Annotated in this window: 13 protein-coding genes; 7 read left to right on the forward strand and 6 right to left on the reverse strand. The window is 71.2% G+C overall.

Translation table 11 applies throughout. From position 1 onward, the window contains the following. Positions 1-112 precede the first annotated feature (112 nt). The 5 genes from ACFV2X_RS15070 (at position 113) to ACFV2X_RS15090 (ending at position 4,644) form a co-directional block, all read left to right on the forward strand. Positions 113-1,351: a MurT ligase domain-containing protein gene (locus tag ACFV2X_RS15070; RefSeq protein WP_385616188.1), complete on the forward strand. Its 1,239-nt coding sequence runs from the start codon at positions 113-115 to the stop codon at positions 1,349-1,351. Positions 1,352-1,403: 52 nt separating this feature from the next. Next, positions 1,404-2,135: a type 1 glutamine amidotransferase gene (locus ACFV2X_RS15075; RefSeq protein WP_385616190.1), complete on the forward strand. Its 732-nt coding sequence runs from the start codon at positions 1,404-1,406 to the stop codon at positions 2,133-2,135. A gap of 142 nt (positions 2,136-2,277) precedes the next feature. Beyond that, positions 2,278-3,303 (forward strand): 6-phosphofructokinase, encoded by a 1,026-nt coding sequence (locus ACFV2X_RS15080; protein ID WP_385616192.1) that lies wholly within the window; start codon positions 2,278-2,280, stop codon positions 3,301-3,303. Positions 3,304-3,421: 118 nt separating this feature from the next. After that, entirely contained in the window at positions 3,422-4,372 is a 951-nt protein-coding gene (locus ACFV2X_RS15085) for a cytochrome c oxidase assembly protein (RefSeq protein WP_385616195.1), read from the forward strand. Between the two features lie 116 nt (positions 4,373-4,488). Continuing rightward, positions 4,489-4,644, forward strand: coding sequence for a hypothetical protein (locus ACFV2X_RS15090; RefSeq protein WP_043488071.1), 156 nt, complete (start codon positions 4,489-4,491; stop codon positions 4,642-4,644). Here ACFV2X_RS15090 and ACFV2X_RS15095 read toward each other — a convergent pair. From ACFV2X_RS15095 to ACFV2X_RS15115, 5 genes are read right to left on the reverse strand one after another with little or no spacing between them, the layout of a single operon-like run. Further along, complete coding sequence (locus ACFV2X_RS15095) at positions 4,613-6,103, reverse strand: cytochrome P450 (RefSeq protein WP_385616197.1); 1,491 nt, start codon at positions 6,101-6,103, stop codon at positions 4,613-4,615. The genes ACFV2X_RS15090 and ACFV2X_RS15095 overlap by 32 nt on opposite strands. Next, positions 6,100-6,759: an ATP/GTP-binding protein gene (locus ACFV2X_RS15100; RefSeq protein ID WP_385616199.1), complete on the reverse strand. Its 660-nt coding sequence runs from the start codon at positions 6,757-6,759 to the stop codon at positions 6,100-6,102. Before ACFV2X_RS15100 ends, ACFV2X_RS15095 begins: the two co-directional genes overlap by 4 nt. Further along, a complete protein-coding gene (locus ACFV2X_RS15105) occupies positions 6,740-7,099 on the reverse strand; it encodes a DUF742 domain-containing protein (protein ID WP_089511703.1) in 360 nt (119 codons plus the stop codon). The genes ACFV2X_RS15100 and ACFV2X_RS15105 overlap by 20 nt, the downstream gene beginning before the upstream one ends. Next, positions 7,096-7,482, reverse strand: a complete 387-nt coding sequence (locus tag ACFV2X_RS15110) for a roadblock/LC7 domain-containing protein (protein WP_385616449.1) — start codon at positions 7,480-7,482, stop codon at positions 7,096-7,098. The genes ACFV2X_RS15105 and ACFV2X_RS15110 overlap by 4 nt, the downstream gene beginning before the upstream one ends. A 25-nt stretch (positions 7,483-7,507) precedes the next feature. Further along, complete coding sequence (locus ACFV2X_RS15115) at positions 7,508-9,142, reverse strand: ATP-binding protein (protein WP_385616201.1); 1,635 nt, start codon at positions 9,140-9,142, stop codon at positions 7,508-7,510. A 295-nt stretch (positions 9,143-9,437) separates the two neighbouring features. On the opposite strand from ACFV2X_RS15115, the gene ACFV2X_RS15120 reads away from it, so the two are divergent. Both ACFV2X_RS15120 and ACFV2X_RS15125 read left to right on the forward strand, forming a co-directional pair. Continuing rightward, a complete protein-coding gene (locus tag ACFV2X_RS15120) occupies positions 9,438-10,508 on the forward strand; it encodes an NAD-dependent epimerase/dehydratase family protein (protein WP_385616203.1) in 1,071 nt (356 codons plus the stop codon). A gap of 74 nt (positions 10,509-10,582) precedes the next feature. Further along, positions 10,583-11,512, forward strand: coding sequence for a TIGR02452 family protein (locus tag ACFV2X_RS15125; RefSeq protein WP_385616206.1), 930 nt, complete (start codon positions 10,583-10,585; stop codon positions 11,510-11,512). Positions 11,513-11,582: 70 nt separating this feature from the next. On the opposite strand, the gene ACFV2X_RS15130 is transcribed toward ACFV2X_RS15125, so the two are convergent. After that, complete coding sequence (locus ACFV2X_RS15130) at positions 11,583-13,160, reverse strand: alpha/beta hydrolase (RefSeq protein WP_385616451.1); 1,578 nt, start codon at positions 13,158-13,160, stop codon at positions 11,583-11,585. Positions 13,161-13,348: the final 188 nt, after the last annotated feature.

A 13,348-nucleotide genomic window follows, 5' to 3' on the forward strand; every position in this document is an offset into this window, starting at 1 on the left:
TAGGCTGATCCCCGACCGTGGCCTCCCGGCTGGCGATTCGGCGCGGAGGGGAACGTACCACCGGCGCCTCAGGGGGCAAGAGCGGCGCCGGTATGCGAGGAGGACGAAGACGATGGCAGGCAACTCGGAGCCGCTGTCGCCGCGGGCCAAGCTGGCCGTGACGGCGGGCAAGGCCGCGGCAGCGGTGTCGCGGGCGGCGGGCCGCGGCAGTGGATCGGTGATCGGCGGCAAGGTGGCCCTGCGGCTCGACCCCGAGCTGCTGGGCAGGCTGGCGCGGCACCTGGACGTGATCCTGGTGTCGGCGACCAACGGCAAGACCACGACCACCCGGCTCATCGCCGAGGCGCTGCGAGCGGCCGGACCGGTCGTCTCCAACGCGCTCGGCGCCAATATGCCCGCCGGTATCACCTCGGCCCTCGCCGGCGGCTCCGACGCCCGCTACGGCGTGATCGAGGTCGACGAGAAGTACCTCGCCGGTGTCGCGCGCGATACGGAGCCCAAGGCCATCGCGCTGCTCAACCTCTCGCGCGACCAGCTCGACCGGGCCGCCGAGACGCGCATGCTGGCAGAGAAGTGGCGTGAGGGACTGAGCGGCACCAAGGCCGTGGTGATCGCCAACGCGGACGATCCGCTGATCGTCTGGGCCGCCTCCTCCTCGCCCAATGTGGTCTGGGTCGCGGCGGGCCAGGAGTGGAAGGACGACGCCTGGTCCTGCCCGTCCTGCGGCGGTGTACTGCAGCGCCCCGGCGACGACTGGGTCTGCGCCGACTGCGGCTTCCGCCGCCCCGTCCCCACCTGGGCGCTCAACGGCGACTACGTGCTGGACCCGCACGGCTCGGCCTGGCCGATCCACCTCCAGCTCCCCGGCCGCGCCAACAAGGCCAACGCCGCCACCTCGGCGGCCGTCGCAGCGACCTTCGGGGTGCCGCCGCAGGTGGCGCTGGAACGGATGTACCAGGTCCAGGCGGTCGCCGGACGGTACGACGTGGTCACCTTCCAGGAGCGCCAGCTGCGGCTGCTGCTGGCCAAGAACCCCGCCGGCTGGCTGGAGACCTTCTCCCTGATCGACCCGCCGCCCACCCCGGTGATCCTGTCGGTGAACGCCCGCGGCGCGGACGGCACCGACACCTCCTGGCTGTGGGACGTGGACTACACCCGGCTCGCCGGGCATCCGATCTGTGTGATCGGCGACCGCAAGCTGGACCTGGCGGTGCGGCTGGAGGTCGCCGGGCTGGACTTCCGGGTCTGCCAGACCGTGGACGAGGCCGTACAGATTGCCCCGCCCGGCCGGATCGAGGCGATCGCCAACTACACCGCGTTCCAGGACCTGCGCCGCCGCGTGGGCAACTGAGTCCGCACGACCGAGTCCGCACGAGCGAGAAGGGCATACGGAATTGCGACGGATGAACCAGAACAGCCTGCGTCTGGTGTGGGTCTACCCGGACCTGCTGAGCACGTACGGCGACCAGGGGAACGCGCTGGTGGTGGAGCGCCGGGCGCGCCAGCGCGGGCTGGACGTCTCCCGCCTCGACGTCCGCTCCGACCAGCAGATCCCGACCTCCGGTGACATCTATCTGGTCGGCGGTGGCGAGGACCGGCCGCAGCGGCTGGCGGCCGAGCGGCTGCGCCGCGACGGCGGGCTGAACCGCGCGGTGTCCAATGGCGCCATCGTGTTCTCGGTGTGCGCGGGCTACCAGATCCTGGGGCACGAGTTCATCAACGACCTGGGACAGCGCGAGCCGGGCCTGGGGCTGCTCGATGTGGTCAGCACCCGCGGCGAGGGCGAGCGCTGCGTCGGCGATGTGCTGGGCGATATCGACGACCGGCTGGGGCTGCCGCCGCTGACCGGCTTCGAGAACCACCAGGGCGTCACCCACCTCGGCCCGAGCGCGCGCCCCTTCGCGCGCGTCCGGTTCGGCAACGGCAACGGCACGGGCGACGGCACCGAAGGCGCGTACAACGACACCGTCTTCGGCACCTACATGCACGGCCCCGTGATGGCGCGCAACCCGCATATCGCGGACCTGCTGCTCAAGCTGGCGCTGGATGTGAACGCGCTGCCGCCGGTGAACGACCAGTGGTACGAGGCGCTGCGCGACGAGCGGATCGCGGCGGCCACCCAGGCCACCGCGTAGCCGGAAGTCAGCTCTGGGTCGCACCAGCCGCCCGCATGGCGGACAGACCACGGACCCGCCACCCCCCTCGCTTGTAGGGTGGCGGGGTCCCGCCGGACACCGCGGTCCGGCCGTCAGCCCACACTGCAGAGGTATCAGGGCCATGCGCATTGGTGTGCTCACATCCGGCGGCGACTGCCCCGGCCTGAACGCTGTGATCAGGTCCATCGTGCACCGCGCGGTCGTCGACCACGGCGACGAGGTGATCGGCTTCCAGGACGGCTGGAAGGGCCTGCTGGAATGCGACTACCGGAAGCTCGACCTGGACGCCGTGGGCGGCATCCTGGCGCTCGGGGGCACCATCCTCGGCTCCACCCGGGTGCAGCCCACGCGGCTGCGCGAGGGCGTGGAGCGCGCCAAGGGGCATGTCGCCGAGCTCGGCCTGGACGCGATCATCCCGATCGGCGGTGAGGGCACGCTCAAGGCGGCCCGGCTGCTGTCGGACTCCGGGCTGCCGATCGTCGGCGTCCCCAAGACGATCGACAACGACATCGCGTCCACCGATGTGACCTTCGGCTTCGATACGGCGGTCGGGGTGGCCACCGAGGCCCTGGACCGGCTGAAGACCACCGCCGAATCGCATCAGCGGGTGCTGATCGTCGAGGTCATGGGGCGGCACACCGGCTGGATCGCGCTGCACTCCGGTATGGCCGCGGGCGCCCACGCGATCGTGGTGCCGGAGCGCCCCTTCCACATCGACGAGCTGACCAAGGTCGTCGGGGCGCGCTTCGAGGCGGGTAAGAAGTTCGCGATCGTGGTCGTGGCCGAGGGCGCCAAGCCGCACGAGGGCACCATGGCCTTCGAGGCGGGCGGCACGGATGTCTACGGCCATGAGCGGTTCGCCGGGGTGGCCCGGCAGCTCGCGGTCGAGCTGGAGCGGCGCCTGGAGAAGGAGGCGCGGCCGGTGATCCTGGGACATGTCCAGCGGGGCGGCACGCCGACGGCGTACGACCGGGTGCTGGCCACCCGGTTCGGCTGGCACGCGGTCGAAGCCGTGCACCGCGGCGACTTCGGACAGATGACGGCCCTGCGCGGCACGGACATCACGCTGGTGCCGCTCGCCGAGGCCGTCGAACACCTCAAGACGGTGCCCGCCGAGCGGTACGCCGAAGCCGAGTGCGTACTCTAGGTCCGGCATCAGCCGAGGACTGACGGCTGATGCCGGAACCATCAATTGCGCCATCACGACGGCGAGCAACCAGGTCCGCGAGAGCGGCGCCGGTTCAGGCGCAAAAAGGGGAACACGTATGGATCACGGCGGGCACGGCATGCCCATGGATCTGCCGCCGTTCACGCTGGCGCGAGGGCTGGAGTTCGGCGGGGACACGTTCTTCCTGGTCGGCTGTGCGGTGGCGCTCGCCCTGTACGGCTGGGGCGTGGCGCGGCTGATGCGACGCGGCGACCGCTGGCCGGTGGGCCGGACCGTGTCGTTCGTACTGGGCGTCCTCACCATCGCGCTGGTGATGTGCACCAAGCTCAATGACTACGGCATGGTCATGTTCAGCGTGCACATGGTCCAGCACATGGTCGTCAGCATGGTCTCCCCGATCCTGCTGCTGCTCGGCGCCCCGGTGACGCTGACCCTGCGGGCCCTGCCGACGGCGGCGCGCGGCCGCAAGGGGGCCAGGGAGCTGCTGGTCGCGCTGTTGCACAGCCGCTATATGCGGATCGTCAGCCACCCGGCGTTCACGATCCCGATGTTCATCGCGAGCCTCTACGCGCTCTACTTCACCCCGCTCTTCGACTTCCTCATGGAGAGCAAGGCCGGGCATATCGCGATGATGTCCCACTTCCTGCTGGTGGGCCTGTTCTTCTTCTGGCCCATCATGGGCGTGGACCCGGGCCCGCACCGGCCGGGCTATGTGATGCGGATGCTGGAGCTCTTCGCGGGCATGCCCTTCCACGCCTTCTTCGGGATCGCCCTGATGATGGCGAGCGAGCCCATGGTCGGCACGTACGAGCACCCGCCCGCCTCACTCGGCATCGACGCGCTGTCCGACCAGACGGCGGCGGGCGGTATCGCCTGGGCCTTCAGCGAGATCCCCTCGGTGATCGTCCTGGTGGCGCTGCTCGCCCAGTGGTACAAGTCCGACCAGCGCCAGGCGCGGCGCGCGGACCGTATGGCGGACCGGGACGGCGACCAGGAACTCGCGGCGTACAACGCCTATCTGGCCTCGCTCCAGACCCGCGGCCGCTGACCACTTCGCGCCACCCGGCCGTCCCGCCGCCCTCACCGCCGACGCCGTCCAGTGTCTAGCGGTGAGGGCGGTTCCGTACGACCATGTCCTCCTGGCCGTTGAGGAGGTTGCGGGGAATGCCCGGATCTGCGAAGGCGATGACAGCGTGCACGGTGGGGGGCCTGGTCCTGGTGACCGCGTACTCGGTGGCCCTCGGCAGCAATGGATGGCTCTGGTTCGGCTGGGTGGTGCTCGGCCTGCTCACCGTCGGGGTGGTCGTGGCCCGGGCCTGAGCCTGCGCCACAAGGACCGCCACCAGGACGGGCGCCGGGAGCGCCGCGCGGCCGGCTGGTCCGACGCATCCGGCCGGTCCAATGCCTTCGACTGATCCGAGGGGTCCGGCTGGGGCGCGGAGCGGGCCGGGAAGTCCGGTGCCGGCGGGCCCGTCTCGGTCTCCAGGGTGTCCGAATCGCCCCCGCGCGGCGTGAACTCGGCGGGCAGCGACACCAGGTGGCGGGAGATCCATGAGGCCGTCCAGCTCAGCTCGGTCTCCGGGACCGCGAGCCGCAGATCGGGCAGGCGCAGCAGCAGGGTGTCGACGCCGGTGTCGGTGATGGCGCGGCCGATGTCCTGGCCGGGGCATTCATGCGGCCCGCCGCTGAAGGAGAGGTGCGAGCGGTTGCCGTACATGGGTGCGGCGATGTCGGGGCGGACGGCGGGGTCGACGTTTCCGGCGGCCAGGCCGAGCAGCAGCATGTCCCCGGCCCTGATCTGCCGTCCGCCCAGCTCCGTATCGCCGGTCGCCCAGCGGCCGGGGATCACGGCGAGCGGCGGTTCGTTCCACAGCACATGCTCGATGGCGTCCGGCAGGGTCATATGGCCGCCGGCCAGGGTGGCGCGGAAGCGCGGGTCGGTGAGCACCATCCGCAGCGCGTTGGTCATCAGGTTGGTGGTGGTCTCGTTGCCGGTGAGCAGCACCAGCCGCAGATGCTGGACGACCTCCTCCTCGGTCAGCCCGGAGGGGTGCTCAAGCAGCCAGGAGGCCAGGTCCGAGCCGGGTTCGGCGCGTTTGCGCGCCACCAGGTTCTCCAGGGCCTCGGTGACGTACGCGTCGCTGTTGAGGGCCGTCTCCGTGCCCTGCATCAGGTCCCGGGTGGCCTCGACCAGGCGCGGGCCGTACTCATCGGGCATGCCGAGCAGATGGGTGAGCACCAGCATGGGCAGCTGTTCGGTGAATCCGCTCACCAGCTCGGCGTGCCCGTCGGCGACGAACTCGTCGACCAACTGATGGGTGAACCGGGTGACCGCGCGGCGCATCCCCCGCCGGTCGAAGCGGTTCATGCTCTCGGTGAGCGCCGCGCGCAGCCGCTCGTGCTCGGCGCCGTCGGCGAAGGTGCACATGGGCTGCCAGCCGACCACCGGCAGCAGCGGCGAGTCGGGGGCGACCCGGCCCTCGCGCCAGTCGCCCCAGTGGCGGGAGTCGCGGGAGAAGCGGGAGGGGGTACGGGCCACCTCCAGGTTCTCCCGGTAGCCCAGCAGCAGCCACGCGGGCAGATCGCCGGCCAGCCGTACGGGGGCCACCGCGCCGTGCTCGGCGCGCAGCCACTCGTAGAAGCCCTTCGGGTCGGCTTCGTGCTCGGGCCCGAAGAGATCCCCCGCGGTGCCGGAGCGGATGGCGGCGTGGGCGGGGCATCCGGGGGGAGGCGCGGCGCCGAGGTGGTCCGTGCCGGGGTGGTCGGGAGGAGGGGTCACGGGGTCTCCGGGGTCGCGGTGGTGAGGGAGTGCAGATAGCGCACAAGGGTCAGCAGGGTGTCGCGGCTGGACCCGCGGTCCCGGGCGTCGCAGTCGACCATGGGAACGGAGTCGGGCAGGTCCATCGCGGCGCGCAGCTCGGACATCGGGTAGACGGGGGCGTGGGGGAAGGCGTTGATCGCGACGACGAAGGGCACGGCGCGCTCCTCCAGCCGCCCGACCGCGTCGAAGCTGACCTCCAGGCGCCGGGTGTCGATGAGCACGACGGCACCCAGGGCGCCCTCGAACAGCCCGTCCCACAGGAACCAGAAGCGCTCCTGGCCGGGCGTGCCGAACAGATAGAGCACCAGTTGGTCGTTCAGGCTGATCCGGCCGAAGTCCATCGCCACGGTGGTCTCGGTCTTGCGCTCCACCCCGGCGATATCGTCCACGCCGACCCCGGCCTGGGTCATGGTCTCCTCGGTGGTCAGCGGCCGGATCTCGCTCACCGAGCCGACCATCGTCGTCTTGCCGACGCCGAACCCCCCGACGATCACCACCTTGACCGCCGCGCTCACCGAGGACGGCAGGGTGTCCTCGCTGCGCGGTCCGACGAGCGCTCCGGAGCCGGCGAGCGTTTCAGAGCCGGCGAACGCCTCAGAGCTTCTGTAGTCCATGCATCACCGCTTGGAGGAGTTCGACGTCGGGCAGCGCGGCGACGGGGACCGGCGCCCGGGTTTCCACCTGCTCGTCCCTGAGCAGGTCCGTGAGCAGCAGGGTGACCGACGAGACGGGCAGGGCCAGATACGCGGAGATCTCGGCGACGGACAGCGGGAACTGACACATCCGCAGGACGGACGCGCACTCGGGGCGCGTCCCCGGCTCCGGCTCGGCCCGCGCCACGACCAGGGTGACCAGTTCGACGTCCGCCCGCCCGGACCGGCGCGGGCGGTCGTCGGCGAAGGAGTACAGCCGGTCGGGGACACCGTCGGCACGGCGCCCCCGAGGTTCGCTCATGCGCTCCGCCCGTCGACGCGCGGTGGGCTGCTGAGGTGTCCGCCGACCCGGGCCACCAGGTCTCGCATGCACTGGCCCATGAGCCCGGCGTCCACGGTGTCGTCGGCCAGCACCGCCAGATACGCCCCGGCGCCCGCCGCCATCAGATAGAAGAATCCGCAGTCGACCTCGATGGCGACCAGTTTCATCCGCCCGTCACCCTCGGGGAGTTCGGCGGCGATCGCCCCCGAGAGGCTTTGCAGCCCCGCGCAGGCGGCGGCCAGCCGGTCGGCGGTTTCCTCGTCGGCGCCCATCTTTGCCATGCACAGACCGTCCGAGGAGAGGAGCACCACGTAGTGGGTCTGCGGAACGCTCTTCGCCAGGTCCCGGAGCATCCAGTCCATGTTGTACCGCGGTTGCGTCACTTGCCTATTCACCCTTATCCGACTCATGCGAGATGTTCGACGATTCATCACCGTGCGGCGGACGGCCGGATTCGGTGGTGTCGGCCGCACCGGAAATGCCCTTGAAGAACGGGCCCAGCCACAATCCCGGCTCCACGGGCGGCTTTTCCTGCACCGGGGGCGCCGGGCGCGCGGGCTCGGTGCCGTTGCCGACGCCGGTGTCGACACGGACTGACCGGGTGACGTGGGGCATCCGACGGCGGCGCTGTGGCAGCCCGACCGTGTTCTGCTGCGGCACCGTGTTGTGCGGCTGCACTCCGACCGTGTTCTGCGGCGGCATCCCGACCGTGTTGTGCTCCATGGTGGGCGGCGCCGCGACGCGGCCGAAGTCGGCCGGGCCGCCGGTGCGCGTCGGCTTCGGGCTGGGCGTCCAGCCGGCGGGCGGGTTGGGCTTCGCCCGGGTCACGGGCTTGGGCGGGGGCAGCTTGGCGGCGCGGGCGACCAGGCCACCGGGCGCGGGGGTGGTGCAGATGATGCTCTGCGGTACGACCAGGACCGCGCGGACGCCGCCGTACGCGGAGGGGCGCAGCGAGAACTGGAAGCGGTGCTTGTGGGCGAGTCTGCCGACCACCGAGAGCCCCAGGCGCGGCGTCTCGCCCAGATCGTTGAGGTCGAGTCCGGTCGAGGCCTGGGCCAGCGTCAGCTCGATGCGCTTGCGGGCTTCGTCCGTCAGGCCCACCCCGGCGTCCTCGATTTCGACGGCGACCCCGGACTGGACCTCGACCGCGGTCAGATGCACCCGGGTCTTCGGCGGTGAGTAGCGGGTGGCGTTGTCCAGCAGTTCGGCCATGGCGTGGATCAGTGGCTCGACGCCCGGGCCGACGATGCCGACGTCCGCCACCGAGTGCAGTTCGACCCGCGGGTACTCCAGGATCCGCGAGATGGCGCCGCGGCAGACGTTGTACAGCGGGATCGGGTCCCGCCACTGACGCCCCGCGTGGGAGTCGCCGAGTACGGAGATGCTGTCGGCCAACCTGCCGATCAGCGCGTTTCCATGATCGAGGTGGAGGAGATCGTGGTACATCTCGTAGTCGGCGCCGTGCTTGTCCTCCATCTCCCGCACGTCGTATGCCTGCTGGTGGGTGATGGCCTGGACGCGGCGGGCGATGTTGACGAAGGCCCGCTGTGCGGCGTCCCTCAAGTCCTCCTCGAACCGTACGGTCTGCAGCATCTCCCACAGGACCGCCCGGTGCGCGGACTCGAAGTCCGGGTCGAGGCACGGCGCGTGGTCGATGTCCTTCATCACGTCGACGGGCTCCGCGCCGCGCCGCAGCCGGTCCACGGCCACGGGGAGCACTTCCTTGGCCAGCCGTCTGGTCTCCACCTCCTGGTCGACCAGGCGCTGTCGCAGCACGGCCTCGCGCTCGGCGGCCTTCAGACGCAGGGCCGCGATGGCGCGCCCGCGGCGCACCGCCTCCGCCGCCGCCACGGCCACCGCCAGCGTCGCCGCCAGGCCGCACCAGGCGACCGCCGCCCGCGCCCCGGTGGGGACCCAGGCCACGGCCAGTGCGGCGGCCAGGGCCGTCGCGGCGGGAGGAATCAGCCATACGAGCGCGGAGGCGGGCCGTCGGCCTCCGGGTGACGAGCCGGCAAAAACCATGGGCGTCCTTAAGAAAGGCGGGGGACAACAGAGGAGAGAACGACGCGGGAAACCGCGGGCGAAGAGCTCGCTATGAGCCAAGGAGCATAGCGCTTTCGCCAGATGCCGAGACGAATATGCGTTTTTCTCGAAAATGCACTGAAGTATGAATTGAAATGGCTCAAGACTCGATCACGTTCTTTCATTTTCATTGCTTCATCGAACTCTTTCTGACCGGCGGCCGTTGCGCCCAGAGCGGATCAGCGCAGGGCGAACGGGCTGGGCCGGGCCGTCGGAGAGCTCGTAGCGTCCGGGTATGAGCAACGGAAACGCATTCGTGATCGGGGCGACGGGCCAGATCGGGCGGGTGGCGGTGCGCGCGCTCGCCGCCGACGGCTGGCAGGTTCGGGCGGCCTCGCGGCACGGCGCCCGCGACGAGCGATGGCCCGAGGACGTACGGACCGTGACCGTGGACCGGGAGGACGACGCCGCGCTGGCCGCGGCCCTCGGAGACGGCTGCGATGTGCTGCTCGACTGTGTGGCCTACGGGGCGCGCCACGCCGGGCAGTTGCTCGGCCTCGCGGACCGGATCGGCTCGGCGGTGGTGATCTCCAGCTGCACCATCTACCGGGACGAGCGGGGCCGTAGCTTCGAAACCCAGGACGAGCCGGACGGCTTCCCCGAGTTTCCCGTGCCGATCCCCGAATCGCATCCGACCGTCCCGCCGGGCGAGGACACCTACAGCACGGCCAAGGTCGCGCTGGAGCAAGAGCTGCTGGGCGCCGGGGACCGGCTGCCGACCACGCTGCTGCGCGCCGGGGCGATCCACGGCCCGTACAGCCCCCTGCCCCGCGAGGCGTACTTCATCAAGCGGGTGCTCGACGGGCGGCCGGTGCGGATCCTCGCCCACGGGGGCGCGAGCCGGTTCCACCCGGTGCATGTGGACAACCTCGCCGAGCTGATCCGCCTGGCCGCCCGCAGGCCCGGCTCCCGGGCGCTCAACGCGGGCGACCCCCAGGCGCCGACGGTCGCCGAGATCGCGGCGGCGGTGGACGCGGCGATGGGGGCCACCAGCGAGCTGATCACGATCGACGGCGAGCCGCCGCGCCCGGGCCTGGGGCAGACCCCCTGGAGCACGCCCCGGCCGGTGGTGCTGGACATGTCGGCGGCGGAGCGCGAGCTGGGCTACCGGGCGGCGACCGGGTATGTCGAATCGCTGCCGGAGACGGTGGAGTGGACGGCCCGTCAGCTGGCGGACGGCCGGGACTGGAGCCTGGCGTTCCCGCTCATGGCCAAGGCCTACGCGCCGCCGCAGGATCTCTTCGACTACGCCACGGAGGACGCGTGGCTGGCCGAGAGCGGGCGGGGCGGGCTGGGCGGGCGGTAATTCCGTCGCGTCGTGATCACCGCGCCCGGTAGCGTCGGGCGCCTGATGGACCAAGATGACGCGGAGGTACGTGGATGAGCGGGCGGTTGCGCGCGATCGCCCGTGAGACGGAGCGGATCGTCGCCGAGGGCGGCTACACGGCACCGAGCGGACACGAAGTCCGGCTCGCCGAGCACATCGACCGTGCGATCGAGGGCACACGTCTCTACGAGCCGGTGCACACGGTGGCGAGCCGGCGCGGCTCGGCCCTCACCGAGGAGGTCGCCCGTGTGGCCGCCGAGGCGCTGGGACACGGTGCGAGGCCGACCGGGGCCGTCCCCGGGCAACAGCCGGACCGCGACACGCGGTTCGAGGTGACCGCGGAGAGCAGCCTGGAAGCCGCGCGCAGGCTGGTGGGCGAAGGAGACCGGGTCGACGGCGCGGTCGCGGTGTTGAACTTCGCCTCTGCCCGCAACCCCGGCGGCGGCTATCTGAACGGCGCCCAGGCGCAGGAGGAGGCGCTGTGCCGGGCCTCGGCGCTGTACGCGTGCCTGCGCACCGCACCGGACTTCTACGCGGCGCACCGGGCCGACCCGAGCCCCTTCTACAGCGACCGGGTCATCCACTCCCCCGGTGTCCCGGTCTTCCGCGACGACCGGGGCGCGTTGCTCGACGCCTGGTACGCGGTCGGCTTCCTGACCTCGGCCGCGCCGAACGCCGGGGTCATCGCGCAACGGGGCACGGACACCTCGCGCATCCCCGAGGCGCTGGCCTCGCGCGCCGAACGGGTGCTGGAGGTGGCCGTCGCGCACGGATACCGCCACCTCGTGCTGGGCGCCTGGGGGTGCGGGGTGTTCCGGAACGACCCGGCGGCGGTGGCCGAGGCGTTCCGCGCCCATCTGGTGGCCCCGGGTCGCTTCGCCGGGCGGTTCGAGCGCGTCGTCTTCGCCGTGCTCGACCGCCGTACGGACTCGCCGACAAGGGCCGCGTTCGCCGCCGCGTTCGACACGGCGTTCGCGGCCTGACGGCGCCGGGCCCCGCCCCGCGGGTGCGTACGCACCCACAGAACGGGGCCCGGACCCCGACTCGCTCCGGCTACTTGGCGGCGGCCGGGACGGGCGTGGCGTGCGGGCCGCACGTCACGTCCGCGGCGTCCACCGTGCCGTTCAGCAAATAGGCGTCCACCCGTTCGTTGATGCAGGAGTTGACCAGGCCGGTGACCCCGTGCGAGCCCGCGTCCTTCTCGGTGATCATGCGCGAGCCCTTCAGCCGCTTGTGCAGCTCGACGGCGCCGTCGTACGGGGTGGCGGCGTCGCGTGTGCTCTGCACGATGAGCGTCTTGGGCAGACCTTTGTCCGCGCCGACCTCGATCGGGTTCTGCTGCGGGGCGTCCCAGGTGGCACACGGCAGGTTCATCCAGGCGTTCGCCCAGGTCATGAACGGGTAGTCCGTGTGCAGCCGGGTGTTGTCCCGGTCCCAGGTGCGCCAGCTGGTCGGCCACTTGGCGTCCGCGCACTCCACCGCCGTGTAGACGGCGTTGCCGTTCTCCGAGGCGATGTTGCCCGCGGTGTCGGACAGATCCGGGCCCGCCGCCTCGACCAGCTGCTTCTCGTCACCGGCGAGATAGGCGCTCCACACCGCGGCGACCGGGGCCCACGAGGAGTCGTAGTACGGCGCGCTCTGGAAGAAACCCACCAGCTCGGCCGGGCCGACGACCCCGCCGATCGGGTGCTTCTTGGCGGCCGCGCGCAGCGTCTCCCACTGCTTCTGGACCTTCTCCGGCGTGTCGCCGATGTGGTAGGCCGCGTCGTTCTTGGCGACCCACGCCGTCCAGTCCTTCCAGCGCATTTCGAAGGCGACGTCCTGGTCCAGGTTGGCCTGGTACCAGATCTTCTCCCGCGACGGATTGACCACACTGTCGACGATCATGCGGCGCACATGCGTCGGGAAGAGCGTCGCGTACACGCCGCCGATGTAGGTGCCGTAGGACACGCCGAGGTAGTTGAGCTTCTTCTCGCCGAGCGCGGCCCGGATGACGTCGATGTCACGAGCCGTGTTGGGCGTCGTCATGTACGGCAGCATCCAGCCGCTGCGCTCCGCGCAGCCCTGCGCGTACTCCTTGGCGAGCTTGCGCTGGGCGCGCTTGTCCGCCTCGCTGTCCGGCACCGGGTCCGCCTTCGGCGCCTTGACGTACTCCTGCGGGTCGACGCAGGAGATGGCGGCGGAGTGGCCGACCCCGCGCGGGTCGAAGCCGACGAAGTCGTACGCCTTCGAGGTCTTCGTCCACAGCGGGTTCTTGGTGGTGACGCGGCGCGGGAACTTCAAACCGGAGCCGCCGGGGCCGCCCGGGTTGTAGATCAGCGCACCCTGGCGCTCGGTGGCGCTCCCGGTGTTGCCGATCCGGTCCACGGCGAGCTTGATGGTGCGGCCGTACGGCTTGGCGTAGTCGAGCGGGACCGTCACATAGCCGCACTGTATGGGCTTCTCCAGAGCCCAGTCGGCCGGGCAGTCCTGCCAGTCGATGCCCGCCGCGGCGGCCCTGGCCGCGGCGATCTGCACGCCGCGCGCCTCCGCCGCTCCCCCCGGCGTACGCGCCTTCGCGCTGGCCATGGGCGTGGCCAGGGCGCCCGCTATCAGCGCCCCGGTGAGCACACCGCCGGCCGTGCCGAGCATTGCTCCACGTCTCACCTGGTCTCCTTTTCAGGGCGAAGGACCGCCCACACGATCGGGTAAGGTATATGTCGTGCGTTGCAAGAGCCAAGCGCGCACGACGCGTTGAGCGAGAACTAAGCCAGCGCAACCCTACGCTCTCGGGCGACCGGGCAGGTTCCGTCCCGGCTGGTGTTGACGGAGTAAGACCT

It is taken from the genome of Streptomyces sp. NPDC059679, assembly GCF_042734105.1.
GTDB lineage: Bacteria > Actinomycetota > Actinomycetes > Streptomycetales > Streptomycetaceae > Streptomyces.